Consider the following 20149-nt stretch of genomic DNA (forward strand, 5'->3'; position numbering starts at 1 on the left):
CCATTTATGAATCAGTTGAAACGAACTGAATTCATTATATCTCACAATTGCTAGATTTAAAGTAATTTTTATAATTTTCTGTCTATTTACTCTATTTTTGTTCAAAATTGATGGCATGATTTTTGCATTGTAAAAGTGTACAGTGCGGAATTATTAATTTATAGGGGGAGGTATTTAATGAAATCTTTTCTATTTACCATGGATTTTTCTTTTATTGGTACGGAAAAGATCGCCATTTTTATTAACAGAGAAAAACAGCTTATCCTAGGAATGTCGTTAAATGAAAGCGTTTTAATTATGCGTTATTACAATTAATAGGATGATGAAAAAATACTAAAAATATATCCATTTTGACTTTCTAGCTTATAAGTCGCGGTTATAAAGAATAAAAGGTGATCTGCACTCGGTTTCTCTCATTGTTTTCACTTGGCATGGGGCAGGAAAAGGATCTGACCGTTTTTATGAATGACTGGATTATCTCTCCCATCTAAAAAGAAAGGTTTTATGTCGGCTTTTCAAATTGTACTTATATTAAAAAGGATGGTGTATGTATGAATGCAAATCTAGTATTTATCAATGGTGAAGTTATTACATCAGACAGACAAAACTCAATAGTGGAATCTGTAGCAATAAAGGATAATCGAATAATTGGGGTCGGTTCAAATTTAGAAATGAATAAATTCATTGGGGAGAAGACTGAAGTCATTGACTTAGCAGGCAAATCCCTTCTTCCTGGATTTATTGATGCTCACACACACCTGGTTTTATATGGGGTTTTTCAGTTGAATATCAGTTGTAAAGAAAGTCACATCGATTCTGTTGCAGCTGTGCTGAATGAGCTTAAGAAAAAAGCGTTGGAAACTCCAAAAGGTGAGTGGATAAGAGCTTGGGGGTTTAATGAAACCACCGTAAAGGAGAAGCGGTATCCAACGCTTGCTGAGCTAGATGCCATTTCAACGGAGCATCCAATCATCATTTCTCGTACGTGTGGACATATCTGTATCGTAAACACAGCAGCACTAGAGAAGGCTGGAATTGACGAAAAGACACCGAACCCTCAAGGTGGAGTAATTGAAAAAAATGAGAAGGGGGAAATTACAGGGAAATTATTTGAAGCTGCAAATATGAAGATGAATGATGTAGCAAGCTATACAGATGCTGAACTTATGAAAGCTGTTAAAATCGCGTCGGATCATTTCATTTCAGGGGGTATCACGAGTATTCATGAAGCAGCTACTTTTGATTCTAATTGTTATCGTTTGTTACAAACAGCTATAAAAACCAAAGACATCGGTGTTCGGGTATATGCAATAATTGGTACCATAAATGAATCTGATAAATTTGTAAGTAAAATGATGAATGCAGGGATAGTAACCGGTACAGGGGATGAGAGATTTAGGGTTGGGCCGGCTAAAATATTTTTAGATGGAAGTAGCTCTGGTCCAACGATTGCAACTCGAGAACCTTACTCCAGCGATGCTAACAATTTCGGGATTCTTTATTATAGTGAGGAAGAAATATATAAAATTTTAGGTGAAGCACATAAAAAAGGATATCAAATTACAGTACATGCTCAAGGTGATAAAGCCATCGAAATGTATTTAAATTGCGTAGAAAGAGCGTTAAAAGAAGCACCAAGGAAAAATCATCGTCATCGAATCGAGCATGCAGGAGTTTCAACCCCAGATTTACAAGAAAGAATGAAACAACTTGAAGTCATCCCTATTCCAAACCCACCATTTCCATATGAATATGGCGAGATATATGCTCACAATTATGGTGAACGTGTTAATTATATGTACGCTGCTCGTGATTATATAGATAAAGGTATTGTTGCTGCAGGTAGTTCAGATGCACCGGTTACTGATTATAATACTTTATTAGGAATTCATACTGCAGTTAATAGAAAAAGCCAATTTGGAGCTGAAATTGGCACTAATCAATCCATTAGTGTACTAGAAGCTATTAAACTTTACACATGGAATGGCGCTTATGCAAGTTTTGAAGAGGATATAAAAGGCAGCCTAGAGGTAGGAAAATTAGCTGATTTAGTTATTTTAAGTGAAAGTATTTTAAAAGCTGAACCAGACCGTATTAAGGATTTGAAAGTGGAGACAACGATTATTGATGGAGAAATTGTCTATCAAAAGGAGAATGATTTAATGATGAAAAATTAGATTTAGGCAAAATGATTTGTTAATAAAAGGGGGGTATTACAATTATATTACTTCGCATTAATCAATTTTTACATCAATTAAAAAAAGAAATACCCCTCATTTTAGATGGGAGAGAGTATCTGGCTATGCATAGAAGCGGTCAGATATTTTTTCTGCCACATGTGTGGTGAAAACAGAAAGAATAAATGAGTGTAGGTTACCTTTATTGTGCATAGCAGGGATTTAGATGCCAGAAAATTAAAATGGATTTATATATTAACAAATCCTTTTATGATATTGGCTCTTAATCTATAAAAATTCAAACTATGAAATAGGAGGTCGAGCATATTTTGAAATATATTAAACTCTTACTCTTAATTCCTTTTATAGGGTGTGTTGGATTCTTGCCATTTGCAAATAAAATTGAGCCTTACGTATTAGGAATGCCTTTTCTTTTATTTTGGATTGTATTTTGGATGGTACTTTCCTCAATTATTTTAACCATTGTTTATAAGCTTGATCCTGATAATAAAGGGAGTGAGGCAGAATGAATATATCATTATTTATTATTTTTATTTTCTTAATCCTATCTCTTTATTTGGGGATAGCAGCAAGAAGAGGAAAAAAGATGAATTTGCAGCAATTTTCAGTTGGTGGCAGAGGTTTTGGAACCTTGTTCATATTCCTATTAATAGCTGGAGAGGTTTATACGACTTTTACTTTTCTAGGCGGAAGTGGTTGGGCGTATTCCAAAGGTGCTGCTGCATATTATGTGCCTGCGTATATATTTCTAGCATATATAATATCTTATTGGATTGCACCTAAAATTTGGAGATACGGTAAAGAACATGGTATTATTTCACAACCTGACTATTTTGCATCTAAATACGATAGTCGTGCAATGGGGGTTATAGTGGCTATTGTGGGAAGTTTAGCGCTTATACCATACATTTGTATACAAATGAAAGGGTTAGGGATTATTGTTTCAGAGGCTTCTTTTGGAGCTATTTCACCAATAGTTGCAAGTATTATAGGTGCAATAGTTATTACAACATATGTAATATTCTCTGGTATTCATGGCTCAGCTTGGACAGCTGTGATTAAAGATATTATGATTTTGGGAGTAGTTATTTTTTTAGGTCTATACATCCCTATCCACTATTTTGGTGGCATTGAGCAAATGTTTAAGTCTGTTGAGGCTGTTAAACCTGAATTGTTAACGTTAGCCGATCAGGGACTAAGTGTACCGTGGTTTATCTCTACTATCCTTTTAAATGCAATATCTTTTTATTTATTACCGACTTCTTTCACTGTAGTTTTCTCAGCAAATGGTGAAAAAGCACTTCGCAAAAATGCAATTACCCTACCTTTATACACTATATTATTACTGTTTGTTTTCTTTATTGGCTTTTCGGCTGTCGTAAAAATCCCTGGTTTACAAGGAGCTGATGGAGATCTTTCTCTTTTAAGATTATCTATTCAAACATTTGATCCTTGGATTATCGGAATAGTTGGAGCAGCTGGTTTACTAACGGCTTTAGTACCAGCATCCGTTATGTTAATGTCTGCATCTGTTGGCTTAACAAAAGGGATTTACAATGTTATTTTTCCAAAAGCTACCGAAAAACAACAATTAGTAGCCTCAAAATTATTCATCATTATCCTTTCTTTTACTGCTTTAATCTTCACAGTATTTGGTGGAACAGCACTTGCAATGTTAAATATCATGTCATACAGTCTTATCGCACAATTGGCACCTGCATTATTCCTTAGTTTTTCCCAAAAAAATTATATTAATAAATATGGTGCAATGACTGGAATTATTACAGGAGTGCTCATTGTATTGTATGCTACGATTTTTAATATAAAAATTGCAACCTTTTTTCCAACAGTCCCACATACTATTAACGACATTAGTACAGGAGCAATAGCATTATTTATTAATATCGTAATAACTATTATTGTAAGCTTAGCTTCAAAAAACATACCGATTGAAAAGGGGTCTACCACATCAACATTAAGCTAAAATAATTTTATAGTTTAGTATAAAGATAAAAAAGAATGTCAGTTGTATGACATTCTTTTTTATTTTGGATCAAAGAGCTAAGGGTTAGATTCTGAAAATTGTTATTTTTGAAATCGTTCCATATAATAAACGTTATAGGGGTTTTACAGGGGAGTTATGAATGGAAGATACTTTAGTTGATTAACTATTTTTCGTTTTAACCAATACAACAGTTAATAGATTTGGAGTTGAATACATTGGGACAAAGCCAATTAAGATGGAGTAATAAACAATTACGAGAGCATGTTGAAGTGATAGATGGCACAAGAAGTCTGCACATTTTATTAAAGAATGCAACATATTTAAATCCGTACATACGTGAATGGACGATAGCGAACGTTTGGATTTATGATGATCGAATAGTATATGTGGGAGAAAAGTTGCCGCAACAATTAAATGATTGTGAAGTTATAGATTGCGAAGGGAAGTATTTAGTTCCCGGTTATATAGAACCACATGCACATCCATACCAATTATATAACCCAGAGACTTTAGCAAATCATGCGATGCAATTTGGTACAACAACTTTAATTAATGATAATTTAACTCTATTTTTCACATTACAACGTGAAATAGCGTTTCGTTTGTTAGATGAATTCAAAAAGATTCCAGCAAGTATGTATTGGTGGTGTCGTTTCGATGGACAGACCGAGCTGCAAAATGGTCAATCTTTGTTTAATAGTGAAGAAATAATGCAATGGCTTAACCATGAAGACGTTCTTCAAGGCGGCGAGTTAACAGCGTGGCCAAAACTATTAAATGGTGATGATGAAATGTTAAATTGGGTACAGGAAACGAAACGGTTACAGAAGAAAATAGAAGGCCATTTTCCGGGGGCATCTGAAACTACGTTAGCGAAATTAAAGTTACTAGGTACCGATTGCGATCATGAAGCGATGACAGGGCAGGAAGCGCTAACACGTCTTATGCAAGGCTACACCGTTTCTCTTAGAAATTCTTCGATCCGCCCAGATTTAGAAGTTTTACTGAAAGAATTACTGGAATTAGGTGTTAGACAATTTGATAGATTCATTTTAACAACTGACGGTTCACATCCGTCATTTTATGAAAATGGTATGACAAATGTGATGATTTCTACCGCGATAAAACAAGGAATCCCAATAATTGATGCTTATAATATGGCAAGCTATAACATTGCTCGTTACTATAATATGGAGCATTTACACGGTACGATTGCAACAGGAAGAATTGCAAACATTAATATATTGGAAAGTAAAGAAAATCCAACTCCAATTAGTGTAATTGCAAAAGGGAAATGGGTGAAGCGTGAAGGAATAAACAAAAATGAATCAGTAAGTGTACAATGGGATAAATTCCAAGTAGCTCCATTACAATTAGACTGGTGTTTACAGAAAGAAGATATGATTTTCACTGGTGCAACGGGCATAAAATTATTAAACGACGTTATTACAAAGCCATATGTTAGTGAAATCGAATTAAACTGTGAGGAACTTTCTTTTGAACATGATGAATGTTTCTTTATGATGATTGCTCGTGATGGTACTTGGCGAGTGAATACAGTTGTGAAAGGGTTTGCGAATCGATTAGGCGGTTTTGCAAGCTCTTATTCTGGTACAGGGGATATTATTCTAATTGGAAAGAGTAAAGAAGATATGTTAGGCGCCTTTAATAGAGTAAAAGAACTCGGCGGTGGCATGGTACTAACTGAAAGGAATGAAGTTTTACATGAAATTTCATTGCCGTTATTAGGTATTATGTCAGACTTAGAAATGAGCGCATTAATACATAAAGAGAAAATGATGGTGAAATTATTACAAGAACGAGGTTATTCTTATAACGATCCAGCTTTCACAATACTATTCTTTTCAGCGACTCATCTACCTTTCATTAGAGTGACACCAATAGGTTTATATGATGTAAAGAATAGAGAAGTAATTGCTTCACCGATTAAATGTTAAATATAAATCCCCTATAAAAATCAATTTTATAGGGGATTTATATTTACAGCTTAAGAATAGAATCTCCTCAAAAACAAATAATATAGTATCTAAATTATTTGAGGTGATACTTAAATATGAAAAAACTACTGTATGTTTTAAGTGTATTTATTTTATGTGTATCTATACAACAAGTAGTGCATTCTCAAACAGATGCACCAAGGCTGTCTTCGGATTGTATGGAGGAAAGGAATATTCGTGATGAAAAGTATGTGAAAAATATAATGAAGGACATCAAATCTACTTTCGAAATAAATATTGATGAAGGTGGATTTATGGAAGTAAGTAAAAAAGATTTAGAAGCTGCGCACTTAATGTATGGTGGACGGGAAAATGATTCTTATTATAATTCGTTAACTAAAGTTTTTGCTAATGGTGGATATAGAGGAGAGCCTAGGTTGTTTGTGAAGGCACTTGAAGCATTTTTACTGTATAAAGAAATAGACGATACAAATGTTATGAAACGCCTAAAACTTGAAAAAGGGGAATGGGTTGTTACCGAAACGAAAAAGAAGCAAGGGAAAATAGTGGAATACAAACCGTTACAATGTGAAAAGGGTTATCTGAAAAAGAGAAATGAATATCAAAATATAAAATGATGTAACCAAATACTAATTAATGTTGTTTCTATCCACTGATAGCTTGTTGTCTATATAAAATAGGGAAAGGTAAGTAAACATATTAGTCTTATGTAATATGCTTATTTACCTTTTTTTGAATGGGTTTAAAATTCGGAATGGTGTTTGGTGAAAATGATTTGCTGGCTAATGCAATTATAATATTCAACGGATCCTTTCATCGTAAAAAGAGGAGTTTGTGTCAAAAGATTTATACATTGTTGAACCGTTTGTGTATATTTTATTCTACAGTAATAATAAAAGAATGTTTGATATTCACAGGAAATATTATTGGCACAGTTTTTGCTAGTATTAAATTTAAGGAAGGAGGATTACATTTAAGAAATTTGTATTAGTAATAGTAAAAAACAAACTACTATTGCATCATTGATCTTACTTGTATTTATAGCGGAACTGTAAATACATACAAATAAGAATGTTCTGCTTTTAAAATTCAGAATTTTCTTTTAAATTATTAGGGGGTAGCGGTATGGTTAAATATTCGAAAATTTCTAAGCTGATTCTTGGTGTTGGACTAGTGACAATATCATGTAATGGTTTGCAAATTCAAGCAGAGACAAAAGAAAAAAATGTGAAGAACGTATTACAAATGGAGCCGGTAGGAATACAGAAATCCGTTGATGAGTTGGCACACTCTTCGAAAGTACAAGAAAATGCATCTTTTACAAAACGGTTAAAGTTAGCGGATTTATCGCAGCGTCCGCTAGCACCAAATGAGAATGAAAAACAGTTAGCTGAAGAGAAAAAATATTCGATGGCCGAATTAAATCAATTAAGCAACAAACAATTAACTGATCTTCTTGTGACGATTAAATGGTATCAAATTCCGGAATTATTTCAGTTTAATAGTGATAGTCTTAAGTTCTATCAAGATGATAGTCGCATGCAAGCGATAATTGATAAACTAGCAGAACAAGGACAAGCTTATACGAAAGATGATTCAAAAGGGATTGAAACATTAGTAGAAACTTTACGTGCGGCATTTTATTTAGGTTTTTACCATGATGAATTAAGCAAACTAAATGAGCGTAGCTATCATGATAAATGTTTACCGGCTTTAAAGACAATTGCAAAGAATCCAAATTTTAAACTTGGTACACCAGCACAAAACCAAGTTATTTCGTCCTATGGAATGTTGATTGGAAACGCATCCGCTGATGCTGAGGTTGTTCAATATGCAGGTGAAATCTTCAAACAATATAACGATAATGTGGCAACTTTCATTGAAGACTATACAAAAGGAAATGCTGTATATGAGTTGATGAAAGGAATTGATTTTGACATTCAGACGTATATGTATAATACAGGAAAAGAAGCAAAAGATACGATGTGGTATCGAAACATCGATGGTTTTATTAATGAAATTAGTCGTTTTGCGCTAATTGGTACTGTAACAGATAAAAACGGATGGTTAATTAATAACGGAATTTACTACGCTGGCCGATTGGGCAAGCTTCATAGTACGCCAACAAAAGGACAGCAAGTTGTTACAGATGCAATGCGAATTTATCCATATTTAGGGGAGCAATATTTTGTTGCGGCAGAACAAATTACTACAAATTATGGAGGAGTAGATGCGAACGGAAAAACTATAAATTTAGATCAAATTCGAGAAGATGGTAAAAAGAAATATTTACCGAAAACGTATACGTTTGATGATGGAGCAATTGTCTTTAAAGCTGGGGATAAAGTTAGCGAAGAGAAAATTAAACGTCTATACTGGGCGGCAAAAGAAGTACGTTCTCAATTTTATCGTACAGTTGGTAGTGATAAACCACTTGAAAGTGGACATGCTGATGATGTGTTAACGATGGTCATCTATAATAGTCCCGACGAATATCAATTCAACCGTCAATTGTATGGTTATGAAACGAATAATGGTGGGATTTACATTGAAGGAAGTGGAACGTTCTTTACATATGAACGTACACCAGAGCAAAGTATTTATAGTTTGGAAGAATTGTTCCGCCATGAATTTACACACTATTTACAAGGAAGATACGAGGTTCCGGGATTATGGGGCCAAGGGGAAATGTATCAAAATGAACGTTTAACATGGTTTGAAGAAGGAAATGCAGAGTTCTTTGCAGGTTCAACGCGATTAGACAGCGTAGTACCACGAAAAAGCATAATTGGTGGATTGTCTTATGACCCTGCGAAACGTTATACAGCAGCACAAACATTAAATGCAAAATATGGAACGTGGGATTTCTATAACTATTCGTTTGCATTACAATCGTATATGTATAATAACCGTCCAGAAATGTTTGATAAAGTGCATGATTTAATTCGTGCAAATGATGTTCCAGGTTACGACACGTACCGTTCTACATTAAGCAAAGATAATAAATTAAATGAAGAATATCAATCTTACATGCAAATGCTTATTGATAATCGTGATAAGTATACAATTCCACAAGTATCAGATGAGTATTTAGCACAGCATGCTCCAAAACCGCTTTCAGATGTTGCGTCAGATATCACCAATGAAGCAAAGTTAAAAAATGTGAAGGTAACGAAGAATAAATCACAATTCTTTAATACATTCACACTACAGGGAACATATACAGGAAGTGCAGCAAAAGGAGAAATTGAGGACAGGAAAGTGATGAATCAAGCAACGAATGATATGTTGAAACATCTCTCAGAAAAAGAGTGGAGTGGATACAAAACTTTGACTGCTTATTTTGTAAATTACCGTGTCAATGATGCTGGACAATTTGAATATGATGTTGTATTTAGTGGAGTAAATACGGAAGAAGGTACTGCTGTAGAAAAAGAACCGAATAATTCATTTGATACAGCAAATCCATTATCTTTGAACACGTTATTAAGAGGAAACTTAAGTGATCAAGATCAAGTTGACCGATTTGTTATCGATGTAAAGGATCCAAAAGATTTACAAATTACAGTTACGAACGAACAAAACCTTGGACTGAACTGGGTGTTATATTCTGAATCAGATCTAGATAATTATGTAACTTATGCAACAAAACGTGATGGAAACAAATTGCTTGGAAATTATAATGCGAAGCCAGGGAAATATTACTTAAGTGTATATAAATATGGTGGTGGAACAGGGAATTATACAGTAGAAGTAAAATAATTTAATTATGAAGAAAATAAAATTTCTTTGTTAGTAAAATCGATTGATATTGAAAAAAATCAACTGAAATATTAATTATTAATAAAAACCAGTGAAAACTTGTATATTATATAGACATTTATTATGGAGAAATGATGTAGGTGCTTTTGAGTTAAAGTTCTTTTTAAATTAAATGTGATTTACTAAAAATGGCTATTTTCAATTACAGGTGTGATTTTTATAATAACACTTATACTTAAACGATTTTTGTATTGTATTTTTAGTGTAGGAAAGTATGTAATGCCAGTATAACCCCGTATTAAGAACGGGGTTATACTGGTTTTAAATTTTATAATTAAACAATTGCATTGGATTTTGACAAGAAAGAAACTATTACGGATTAAAATTCTCGTCCATAAAGCATCTTCATGGTTAAATCTACTGAAATCATTTTACATATAAATTCATCTCGCTATAGTAGTTCATCAATAGATTCATACAAAGAATGGAGTGAATAACCTGTAAGTTAAACAGTCTTATAAAATGAAAATCACGTTTCACCATTAAAATGACCATTTTAATCTTCTTAATGCTTCTTCATTTCTATCTCTATTCTTTTTGCCAAATCAGTTGATACCTTATTGAAATACCCCATAACTACCTTTCTAATATCATCGGATATAACTTTCAAATCATTAGCTAAATTTTCAGCAAGATGTTCTTTCTCTATTTGTGTTAACTTCTCATAAAACTCACCAGCCTGTGCAAAGTCATTTTGCTTAGTTATAGAAGTTCTTTCAAGCTTTCCTTCAACGTATCTTCCATCACCACTTGTAATTTGATTAGCAGGTGTCCAATCTTGCTGTTGGTTAATCGCTATTTTACGAAATTCGGGTCCAATTCTTCTTCTTTGAGAATCACTATAAATGTTAGCGCGGCCTTGCAACATTTTATCATCTGATAGTTCTGCACCGTCTAGTAAATTAGAAGGGGAGAAGGCGACTTTTTCAACTTGTTCCATATAATTTTCAGGATTTTTATTTAATACCATTTTGCCTACTGGTATAAGAGGATACTCCTTTTCATCCCATACTTTTGTATCGTCTAAAGGGTCATAAGAAAGGTGTGCTTCATCTTTTGGATCCATGAGCTGGACATATAAACCATATTCCACTGGTTTACCAGCCTCAATTGCATCGTATAAATCTTTCCCGCTATAATCAGGATTTTCGGCAGCTAGTTTATTTGCTTCCTCACTATTAATGAATTGTACACCTTCAAATGGATACCAATGATACTTTACGTACTTTCGATAACCTTGAGCATTTCTCCAAACATATGTATTTACACTATGTCCTGGGATGTGGCGAAGACTTTTTGCCGTACCAGCATCAGAGTATAAACGGACGACAAAATGAATGGATTCGGGTGCTCTAGCGACAAAACTCCAAAATCTATCAGGGTCTATTAAGTTATTTTTAGGTGAAGGCAACAACGCTTTAATAGTTTCAGGGAAACGCATCGGATCTCGAACAGAAAAGACAGGAAGATGATTACATAAAAGATCAAATACGCCTTCTTTTGTATAAAATTTTGTAGCAAAACCGCGTACATTTCTAGAAGTATCAGGTGTTCCTTTCGTACTAACAGCTAACGAAAACCGCACCATAACAGGAACTTTCTCATTTGAATTTTGTAAAAAGCTTAGTTTTGTATGTTCAGACATTGGATATATCGTTTGAAAATAACCGAATGCACCAAATCCTTTTGCATGAACAGGTCTTTCTAAAATTTTTTCATGAATAAATTCTTGTAACGCCTCGTGCAGTACACTATCTTGCTTTAAAACAGGTCCACGTGAACCAACTGTTTGAGAGTGAAGTTTAGCTGGTTCATTAAGCTCTCGATTGCTATTAAAGTCTTCTCCTAATAAAGATTGCCTCTGTTTATCATATTTTTCATTCATCGATATAGCCTCCAAAATTTTTTCGTTGATTGTTACTAAATATGATTCTTTAGCCTCGATTATGTATTACATACGAAGTTCAATTTAGTAACATACCGCTAGATGAAAAAAACGCACATGCAGTGGACCTGTTGAAATAGAAGAAATTATGGAAAAATGAATATCGGGAAGAGAAATAAAACGTTTTATTAAAGAGGTGGAAGAAAACCACTATTAAAATTTCAATCTTAAAAATTAATTTGAAAATGACTTTATAGATAATAAACATTAAAAACGGGAAAAATAGCTAGGAGGAATTTATCATGACGGATTGGTTTCAATTAGATAAAGAATATATTATGCCTACGTATTGTCGTACGGAGGTTGCGATAGAAAGAGGAGAAGGCTGTAAACTGTATGATGTGAACGGTAAAGAATATTTAGATCTATTTTCTGGCGTGGGTGTGAATTTATTAGGCTACAATCATCCAAACATTGTGCAAACCACATTAGAACAAGTTACGAAATGCCTGCATCTTCCATTCCATTTTTTAAATCCAGTTGCGATTGAATATGCAAAGAAATTAGTTGATTATACTTTGCAAAATGGTAAGGTCTTCTACACAAACTCTGGTACTGAAGCGACAGAAACAACATTGAAATTAATTGATAAATATAGATCTATTACAAACGAAGAACGTGACGGAGTAGTTGTATTGAAAGGTAGTTTTCACGGAAGAACATTAGGTGCACTTCATTTTACAAGACAAGAAAGTATATATCAAAACTTCCCGAAAACATCTATTCCTGTATATGAAGTGGAACGAGAAAATATAGAAGAACTAGAAAGAACGATTATTAATGAAAATCCAATTGCAATTATGCTAGAGCCTGTATTAGGAAGTGGTGGGATCTATCCTTTATCAAGTGAATATGTAAATGGCGTTCAACATCTGTGTGATAAATATAATGTAATTCTAATTGTTGATGAAGTACAAAGTGGTATGGGCAGAACAGGGAAATTATTTGCGTATCAAAACTTCAATATTACACCAGACATTATTCAATTTGGTAAAGGGGCAGGAGGCGGGATACCGCTAGGAGGAATCATTGTAGGCGAAAAGCTATGTGATGTATTTTCACCAGGAGATCATGGAACAACATTTGCTCATTCATCAATCGGAACGGCTTTAGGATTAACGGTATTAAAAACATTAATTGATGATGGTTTAATGCAGGAAGCTTATGAAACGTCACTATATTTAAATGATAAACTTCAAGAAATTCAGAAAGAAAATTCGTATCTCATTAAGGAAGTACGTCATTCTGGAATGATGTTTGGAATTAGTATGAATGATACGAATGAAAACGTAAAGAAATTACAGTTAGCGTTATTGGATAGAGGGATGTTAGTTGATGTTACGCAAGGGAATATCATTCGTTTACTTCCGCCATATATTATTACGAAAGAAGAGATTGATACATTTGTTAATGAGCTTATTTCCTGTATTCATAGATTGTCAGCTTTAGCAAGTGTTTGATTTCTATGTATAATATTTTCATTACAATAAATTAATTGTTTGTGACGATTAGAATGTAAAAAGTAACTTGTTTTCAATTCACATAAAAAGAGATTAGGGGAGAAAATCATTGATTTATGTTCTCTCACGCACTATAAAATATAATAAATGTAAAGCTTGAAAAAGGCACTAATATAGTGTCTTTTCTTATTTTAAAGTACTTATTTCCTTAATCAAGGAAGCATCTCATTGGACAAATAATTAATTATGTGAAATAATAATAACAGATAAGGAGACGTTGCTTTTCCTTAAGTGCTTCGTATTAATTTTATTCAATAAGAGAAGGTGTGCTTAAAGAAGATAAATTAAATAAGGGGCTGTTTTACTATATGCAACAAAATAATGATTTGAATTTTGAACCTCAAGACGTTAATATTGTCAATCCTAAACAGGCTAGGAAAGCAGTTGTTGCTACTGGCATTGGGAATGCAATGGAGTGGTTTGACTTTGGATTATACGCGTATTTAGCGGTAATTTTAAGTCAATTATTCTTCTCAGGTGTGGATAATAGTGGTTTGCAACTTGTACTTACATTTGGTACATTTGCGGCGGCCTTTCTAGTTCGACCAATTGGAGGTATTTTCTTTGGGAGAATTGGTGATAAATATGGCCGAAAGATTGTTTTAAGTACAACTATTATTTTAATGGCACTATCTACATTATTCATCGCATTACTACCAACCTATGAACAAATTGGTGTATGGGCACCAATACTACTTTTAGTTGCTCGAATGATTCAAGGCTTCTCTACAGGCGGAGAATATTCAGGAGCAATGGTTTATATCGCAGAATCTTCTCCAGATAAAAAGCGTGGTATACTCGGTAGTGGTCTTGAAATTGGGACACTCTCAGGTTACATTGCTGCTTCGGTAATTGTTACCATTTTGACGTTATTATTAACAGATGAGCAAATGCTCAGCTGGGGATGGCGTATTCCTTTCTTAATCGCTGCACCAATCGGTTTGGTCGGCTTATATTTACGACGTCATTTAGATGAATCTCCAATCTTTGAAGAGATGGAAAAAGCGCAAGAGGAATCTGAAGACAATGAACAAATTCCGTTTAGTGATATATTAAAATATCACAAAAAAGACTTCTTATTAAGCACAGTAATTGTTGCCTTCTTTAACATTACAAACTATATGATCCTTTCATATATTCCTTCTTATCTAACACAAGTATTAAAAGTCAAAGAAACAACTGGCTTATTAATCATTTCAATTACGATGGCACTTATGATTCCACTGGCACTTTATTTCGGTAAATTAAGTGATAAAGTTGGTAATAAGCGCGTAGTACAAATCGGTTTAATTGGTTTAACATTATGCTCAATTCCAGCATTTTTATTAATAGGGAATGGACATATTGCAGCCATATTTGCAGGTGTTTTCGTTTTAGGTTTCTTCCTAAGTGTTTATGAAGGAACATTACCATCGTTATTACCAGCACTCTTTTTCACCGATGTACGTTATCGTGCACTTTCTATCTCCTTTAATATTTCTGTATCCATATTTGGCGGGACAACACCGCTCGTATGTTCATATTTAGTTCATGCTACTGGTAACCCGCTCGCACCTGCATTTTATTTAACTGGTGTAAGTGTAATTGGATTAATTGTATTTAGTGTACTGTTTGTTACAACATCAGGACGTGCACTAAAAGGATCTTATCCTACAGTAGAATCGAAAAAAGAAGCACACCTAATCGCTAAAGAAGACCCTGAAGAAACACTTTGGTGGCATGAAGAATCTTTAGAAATTGCAGAAGAGCGAAAAGCATAAATTGTGAAAAGCAACGTGGACTTTTACACAAAAAGACTCCTAGTTTAATAGGAGTCTTTTTGTGTGTATCAAAACTTAAATTTATTCATTTTCTCTTCTTCTTCAAACTCTTCTGATACGCATAAAGCTTATGAACCTCTTCCTTAAATTCATACAGAAGTACAGTGTTTTCACCATTTGAGTAACGTACTGCATTATACGCATCTATAATGATATGCCTCTGAGTATTTACACCTTCTTCATCATTAATTCTCTTTAGCCAAGCTTCAACTGTTTCTCCCCGTTCGCGGTTTAAAGGAGGGGATAGTTTACTCTCCAGTTTGAAAATTTCTTTTCGAATTTCGTTTTGTGGTGGTTTATTTCGCTTCATTCGTTTTTGGCTAATTCCTTCTTTATCAGTAATGATTGTAGATTCGAAGACTGGCATGTTTGCTAAGCTCAAATATTTTCGTTTTTTTACTATTTTCCAAACGACGTAAATAGCGATGGTTGTACAAACTATTATTGTAATGCTATTTATGAGTATTGGGTCAAAATCAGGAAGTTTTTTCCCGTCTTCAATTCGTGGTTTTAAGAGATGTCCTTTATTTGCCCAAACCCCTTCAGTGTCTTTTAATTCAGCGGCTATAAGTAATGGATTTATAGCGTAGCCGACCCCTAATGCGATTACTTCCGTGATAAAACCAAAAATAAGTCGAATGAAAGGAAATACTTGAACAATTAATATACTCATTACGCCAATCGTAATGATAGAAGCGAAACGTAATAGTTGTTGTTTGCGATTGGCCCCAGTTAGCCAAAATGTAATCATAATGTGCAAAGCTAATAATAACAATTTCCATAATGGAGGAAATGGTGCATAAAATATAGCTGAAACGACAAACCATACAATGCCGCCTAACGATTTTTGAACTGGATATCCAGGTCCGACCGCGTGTACGATAAAGAAGAAAAGCGGTAACATAATTGTGCCAAAAAGAGAAAATGGTAGTGTTAAAGAACAACCGACTATTTGAGCAACTAACAGTATTACAAATCCTGTTGTTTTTTTCTTCATAAATTTATTAATAAAAAGTACTCCTACATAACCGGTCGCTAAAAATATAGCAATACCAACTAATTCATCCCTTTCTGTTAATAACGAAAGGAGGAGGAGCAGAATAAAGTCATTAACGTGATAGAGCCAAGTTTTCAACTGGTTCCACCATCCCTTCGTTATTAATGAGAAACGTAGGCTGCGATAGAAGAGGGAGCTCATTCTTCTGAAAGCCAATGAAAATCAATGTAGATGATCGCTCTCTTTTTCTCGTGACATAATGAAGGAATCCTTGTTTCGGAAGTAACGTACTATCATCTGAAATACGTGCTAATTCCTCTAACGTCTTTGCGTAATGCGTTTGTCCGTCGTTTAAAGGTAAGTGCAATGGGCCACCTTCTGCTAAAATACTAATAAATAATTCAAATGGAATTTGATGCTTCGTTGCGAATTGACAAATGTAAGTTGTAAATGAAATAAGTTCTTCTACATTCTCTTTCCAACCAAACCCGCGATCAGCAGCTAAAGAAAGACAAATCGTCCAACTATAATTTTTTACAGGCTCATATTGCTTCGCTTGTAACGCCTGCATTTTAGCAGATGCTTTCCAATGGATAGAGCGGAAAGACTCACGTTCGTATCGCTTTACACCGATAATAGATGTTTCATCATTGTAAAAAGAAAAATTCGTTCGATAAGAACCAGTTAATAGTTGCTGAAGTTCTTGCAAACCGGCTACTTCTTTAGGAGAAGGGTATACAATAATTTCAGTTTTTAATTTATCGAAAACAGGTAAATGTACAGTTAATAAATGAAACGGATCTTTTAATACGCATTCGAATTGTTCAATTTGAAACACACCACGCTTCGTTGCGGTTAATGTTAAATCCCATTTTTGTGCTGAATGAGCAGGTTGTGAAAAGGGGAAAGAAAATAACGTTTTTGATATTTGTTCAATTCCTTGATCCTTATGCGGTATAAGGGACGAATTTAAATGAAAATAACAAACACCGTTAACGAGTGGTATATTTGCGCCATTTTTTAAATGAATAAAAAACTGTCCAGATTCATCAGGGAAAAGGCGAGTTGTTTGTTTTTCATTTATAACTTGAAACTTTTTTTCTATGTAAGCGACATATTTATAAATGAAAATCGCAAATAAATAATAGAAGAAAAAGAGAAACATAAGAATTCGTTGCGGTAGAAAAAACGTAAATAGTAAAGCAATCGGCACAGTTAGTTGAATAATATGAATTTGAAAAAATAAAGGTACAGTTATAACGCGCTGTCCATTCATGCTTGTTCAATCTCCACAGGTACGTCAATTTCTTTTAAAATCCTTTGCATGATTTCATTTTTTGTCGTACGTAAAGCTCCTTCCATTGACAAAACGATACGATGATTCCAAACGGAAGGAACTAAAAATTGTATATCTTCAGGTGTGCAATATTCTCTACCGCGTAAAAAGGCTAGTGCTTGAACGGCGCGTACTAAAGCTAATGTGGCACGCGGACTTACACCGTTAGCTATGTAATCGTGATTTCGGGTCGCATGAGCAAGTTTAATAATGTAGTGTTCTAACGGTTCTGATACAAACACTTCTTTCACCTGTTTCTGTGCTTTTAAAATATCTTCTAAAGAAATGATAGATGTAACGCTTTCTAACGGTGTGTTATTGCGAAAACGGCGCATCATTTTTAACTCATCTTCAGGAGCCGGATAACCAATAGAAATCGTCATTAAAAAGCGATCAAGCTGCGCATCTGGAAGAGGGAAAGTTCCTTGTGATTCAATCGGGTTTTGCGTCGCAATAACAAAGAACGGTTTCGGAAGAGGAGTAGACTGCTTTTCTAGAGTTACTTGTCGTTCTTCCATCGCTTCTAACAAACTAGACTGAGTTCTCGGCATCGCGCGGTTAATTTCATCCGCAAGTAATATGTTTGCCACGACTGGTCCGAGTCTTAACTCGAATTCACTCGTTTTCGGATTGAAATACTCAATACCAGTTACATCACTCGGTAGTACATCAGGTGTAAATTGAACACGAGAAAAACTACCACCAATACTTTTGGAAATTGTTTTAGCTAGTAATGTTTTCCCGGTGCCAGGCACATCTTCAAGTAGTACGTGTCCGTCAGCAAGCAGTGAAACGATGAGTAAATCAATAACATTGTCCTTACCGACAAAAACAGATCCTATATTTTCTTTTAATTTATTAATCATATGTATCAATCCTTTCATAATAAAAGTGCTAATATTTCTATATTTTAACAAATTATTCAGAAAATTTGTATTATTTTTTAATTCAAAGAAATGGATATTAAAAGAAGATGATTCCGTATAGTAGACGGAATCATCTTCTTTCATTATTATCTAAATTCATTTTGTTCACTCTTTTTTATATAATAAAAAACATATAATTAAGGCGTAGAACTAAGAGCGCAGTAAATCTTAACAAAATCATAAATGACAACGAAGCTGTTAAGTAACAAAAAAGTAGTCATTTGAAACATAATAAGGCGCCAGCCATGCTATTCAATAATCGGACCAAATTGTTGAGTAACGTTTTTGATAATGTTTTAGATTTATGTTAATAACATCGCGGAAATTGTTAAGGTTTTCACTTAAAGAAAATATAAGGTGAGTAGGATTTGTTTCTAAACCAATTTACATTTGTTTGGGAATTTAAATAAAAAAAGAACCATATAAAATTATGAAGGGAGGAGAGTCATAAAATGCAGAGTATGAACAATTATTTTCGGGCGCGTGCGAGTATGGTGTACATGATGACTAATAATGAAGTGATGAATTCCATTATTGCTTTTCACATGGACACGAATGGAATGCTCACCTTTGTGGGTTCTTATCCAACATACGGAAGAGGTACTGGTATAAAGGAGTTTCTACAGAAACGGCAAATGATGGTATAGATCCCCTAGCATCACAAGGTTCTCTGACTTTGTCCCGTGATGGTCGTTTCCTATTTGCAGTTAACGCAGGCAGTCATAGTATCAGTAGTTTTATCATAGCAGATAACGGGGTACCGGTTTTCGTGGATGTAAAACCATCAGGAGGTGCTCAACCGAATAGCATTGGTGTGTATGGTAATCTTCTCTATGTCTCCAATGTAGGTTATGCTGCAAACAATTTTTCATCAAATATTACTGGCTTTCACATAGATGATAAAGGAAGTCTTACTCCTATTCCAGGATCTACCCGTTCTCTTAGTACCTTCAATGCTCAGCCGGCACAGGTTCTCTTCACTCCGGATGGTAGTAAAATCGTTGTTTCCGAGCTTACATCAAACCATCTCAGTGTATTCACTGTAAATAAAAACGGTACGGTTACAGGACCAATTGTTAATAATTCTTACGGTAAAGGCCCATTGGGAGCTTATTTTCTATCGTCTGGAATTCTCTTAGTTACAGAAGCAGTTTCAAATGCGCTGTCATCTTATTCATTGAGTAACGACGGTATCCTTCATGTTATCAGTGGCTCTGTACCGAACGGATATAAAACTGCTTGTTGGGTTATAACAACGAAAGATGAACGTTTTGCCTACACTACCAACACTTTAAGTGGCACCATTTCCACCTACCAAATTGCCCCGAATGGAGCATTGTCGGTAGTAAGGCATATTACTAGTACACCGCCGGGTACAGCACCAGGTCTTCCGATGGATGTTGGAGTGAGTAAAGACGGACGGCATTTTTACACCCTTAATGGAAATCAGGCTACAGTGTCAGTATTTAATATTCAAAGTGATGGTAGTCTAGTAAGGTTGCAGGTTGTTGCTTCATCCAATGTTCCTTTCTTTGGGTCGCAAGGTTTAGATGTTCTTTAATTTCTATTGGGTTCACTATAATTGTGTGAAACAGAAAAAT

General features: G+C 34.3%; 12 protein-coding genes and 1 pseudogene. 9 read left to right on the forward strand and 4 right to left on the reverse strand.

Annotation, left to right across the window (positions count from 1 at the left end):
* The first annotated feature begins 551 nt into the window (after window positions 1–551).
* From VK90_RS20195 to colA, 6 genes are all read left to right on the forward strand, one after another.
* A complete protein-coding gene (locus tag VK90_RS20195) occupies window positions 552–2177 on the forward strand; it encodes an amidohydrolase (protein ID WP_048374753.1) in 1626 nt (541 codons plus the stop codon).
* Window positions 2178–2506: 329 nt separating this feature from the next.
* On the forward strand, window positions 2507–2707 hold the full coding sequence (locus VK90_RS20200; RefSeq protein WP_048374755.1) for a DUF3311 domain-containing protein: 201 nt from the start codon (window positions 2507–2509) through the stop codon (window positions 2705–2707).
* Window positions 2704–4182: a sodium:solute symporter family protein gene (locus tag VK90_RS20205; RefSeq protein ID WP_048374756.1), complete on the forward strand. Its 1479-nt coding sequence runs from the start codon at window positions 2704–2706 to the stop codon at window positions 4180–4182. Before VK90_RS20200 ends, VK90_RS20205 begins: the two co-directional genes overlap by 4 nt.
* A gap of 236 nt (window positions 4183–4418) precedes the next feature.
* The gene (locus tag VK90_RS20210) at window positions 4419–6161 is read left to right on the forward strand and encodes an adenine deaminase C-terminal domain-containing protein (protein WP_048374758.1); all 1743 of its coding nucleotides are present in this window, start codon (window positions 4419–4421) and stop codon (window positions 6159–6161) included.
* A 116-nt stretch (window positions 6162–6277) separates the two neighbouring features.
* The gene (locus tag VK90_RS20215; RefSeq protein WP_048374759.1) at window positions 6278–6799 is read left to right on the forward strand and encodes a hypothetical protein; all 522 of its coding nucleotides are present in this window, start codon (window positions 6278–6280) and stop codon (window positions 6797–6799) included.
* Between the two features lie 508 nt (window positions 6800–7307).
* The gene (gene colA / locus VK90_RS20220; protein WP_048374761.1) at window positions 7308–9944 is read left to right on the forward strand and encodes a collagenase ColA; all 2637 of its coding nucleotides are present in this window, start codon (window positions 7308–7310) and stop codon (window positions 9942–9944) included.
* A gap of 565 nt (window positions 9945–10509) precedes the next feature.
* On the opposite strand, the gene VK90_RS20225 is transcribed toward colA, so the two are convergent.
* Window positions 10510–11889: a catalase gene (locus VK90_RS20225; RefSeq protein ID WP_048374763.1), complete on the reverse strand. Its 1380-nt coding sequence runs from the start codon at window positions 11887–11889 to the stop codon at window positions 10510–10512.
* A gap of 302 nt (window positions 11890–12191) precedes the next feature.
* On the opposite strand from VK90_RS20225, the gene VK90_RS20230 reads away from it, so the two are divergent.
* Together VK90_RS20230 and VK90_RS20235 are read left to right on the forward strand one after the other, a co-directional pair.
* Window positions 12192–13409, forward strand: coding sequence for an aspartate aminotransferase family protein (locus VK90_RS20230; RefSeq protein WP_048374765.1), 1218 nt, complete (start codon window positions 12192–12194; stop codon window positions 13407–13409).
* 368 nt (window positions 13410–13777) lie between these two features.
* Window positions 13778–15229 (forward strand): MFS transporter, encoded by a 1452-nt coding sequence (locus VK90_RS20235; protein ID WP_025147888.1) that lies wholly within the window; start codon window positions 13778–13780, stop codon window positions 15227–15229.
* Between the two features lie 85 nt (window positions 15230–15314).
* Here VK90_RS20235 and VK90_RS20240 read toward each other — a convergent pair whose 3' ends face one another.
* The 3 genes from VK90_RS20240 to VK90_RS20250 are packed head-to-tail and all read right to left on the reverse strand — an operon-like array spanning window position 15315 to window position 18488.
* Window positions 15315–16424, reverse strand: coding sequence for a DUF4018 domain-containing protein (locus VK90_RS20240; RefSeq protein WP_048374767.1), 1110 nt, complete (start codon window positions 16422–16424; stop codon window positions 15315–15317).
* Window positions 16399–17562 (reverse strand): DUF58 domain-containing protein, encoded by a 1164-nt coding sequence (locus VK90_RS20245; RefSeq protein WP_048374769.1) that lies wholly within the window; start codon window positions 17560–17562, stop codon window positions 16399–16401. The genes VK90_RS20240 and VK90_RS20245 overlap by 26 nt, the downstream gene beginning before the upstream one ends.
* Window positions 17559–18488, reverse strand: a complete 930-nt coding sequence (locus VK90_RS20250; protein ID WP_048374821.1) for an AAA family ATPase — start codon at window positions 18486–18488, stop codon at window positions 17559–17561. Before VK90_RS20250 ends, VK90_RS20245 begins: the two co-directional genes overlap by 4 nt.
* Window positions 18489–19000: 512 nt before the next feature.
* On the opposite strand from VK90_RS20250, the pseudogene VK90_RS20255 reads away from it, so the two are divergent.
* Window positions 19001–20109, forward strand: a pseudogene (locus VK90_RS20255) (lactonase family protein).
* Window positions 20110–20149: the final 40 nt, after the last annotated feature.

This window comes from Bacillus sp. LK2, assembly GCF_001043575.1.
GTDB lineage: Bacteria > Bacillota > Bacilli > Bacillales > Bacillaceae_G > Bacillus_A > Bacillus_A paramycoides.

Excerpts from the sequence above, each read along its gene's own strand:
- VK90_RS20195 (WP_048374753.1), top strand. The coding sequence starts at position 552 with ATGAATGCAAATCTAGTATTTATCAATGGTGAAGTTATTACATCAGAC.
- VK90_RS20205 (WP_048374756.1), top strand. The coding sequence starts at position 2,704 with ATGAATATATCATTATTTATTATTTTTATTTTCTTAATCCTATCTCTT.
- VK90_RS20215 (WP_048374759.1), top strand. The coding sequence starts at position 6,278 with ATGAAAAAACTACTGTATGTTTTAAGTGTATTTATTTTATGTGTATCT.
- colA (WP_048374761.1), top strand. The coding sequence starts at position 7,308 with ATGGTTAAATATTCGAAAATTTCTAAGCTGATTCTTGGTGTTGGACTA.
- VK90_RS20225 (WP_048374763.1), bottom strand. The coding sequence starts at position 11,889 with ATGAATGAAAAATATGATAAACAGAGGCAATCTTTATTAGGAGAAGAC.
- VK90_RS20230 (WP_048374765.1), top strand. The coding sequence starts at position 12,192 with ATGACGGATTGGTTTCAATTAGATAAAGAATATATTATGCCTACGTAT.
- VK90_RS20235 (WP_025147888.1), top strand. The coding sequence starts at position 13,778 with ATGCAACAAAATAATGATTTGAATTTTGAACCTCAAGACGTTAATATT.
- VK90_RS20245 (WP_048374769.1), bottom strand. The coding sequence starts at position 17,562 with ATGAATGGACAGCGCGTTATAACTGTACCTTTATTTTTTCAAATTCAT.
- VK90_RS20250 (WP_048374821.1), bottom strand. The coding sequence starts at position 18,488 with ATGATTAATAAATTAAAAGAAAATATAGGATCTGTTTTTGTCGGTAAG.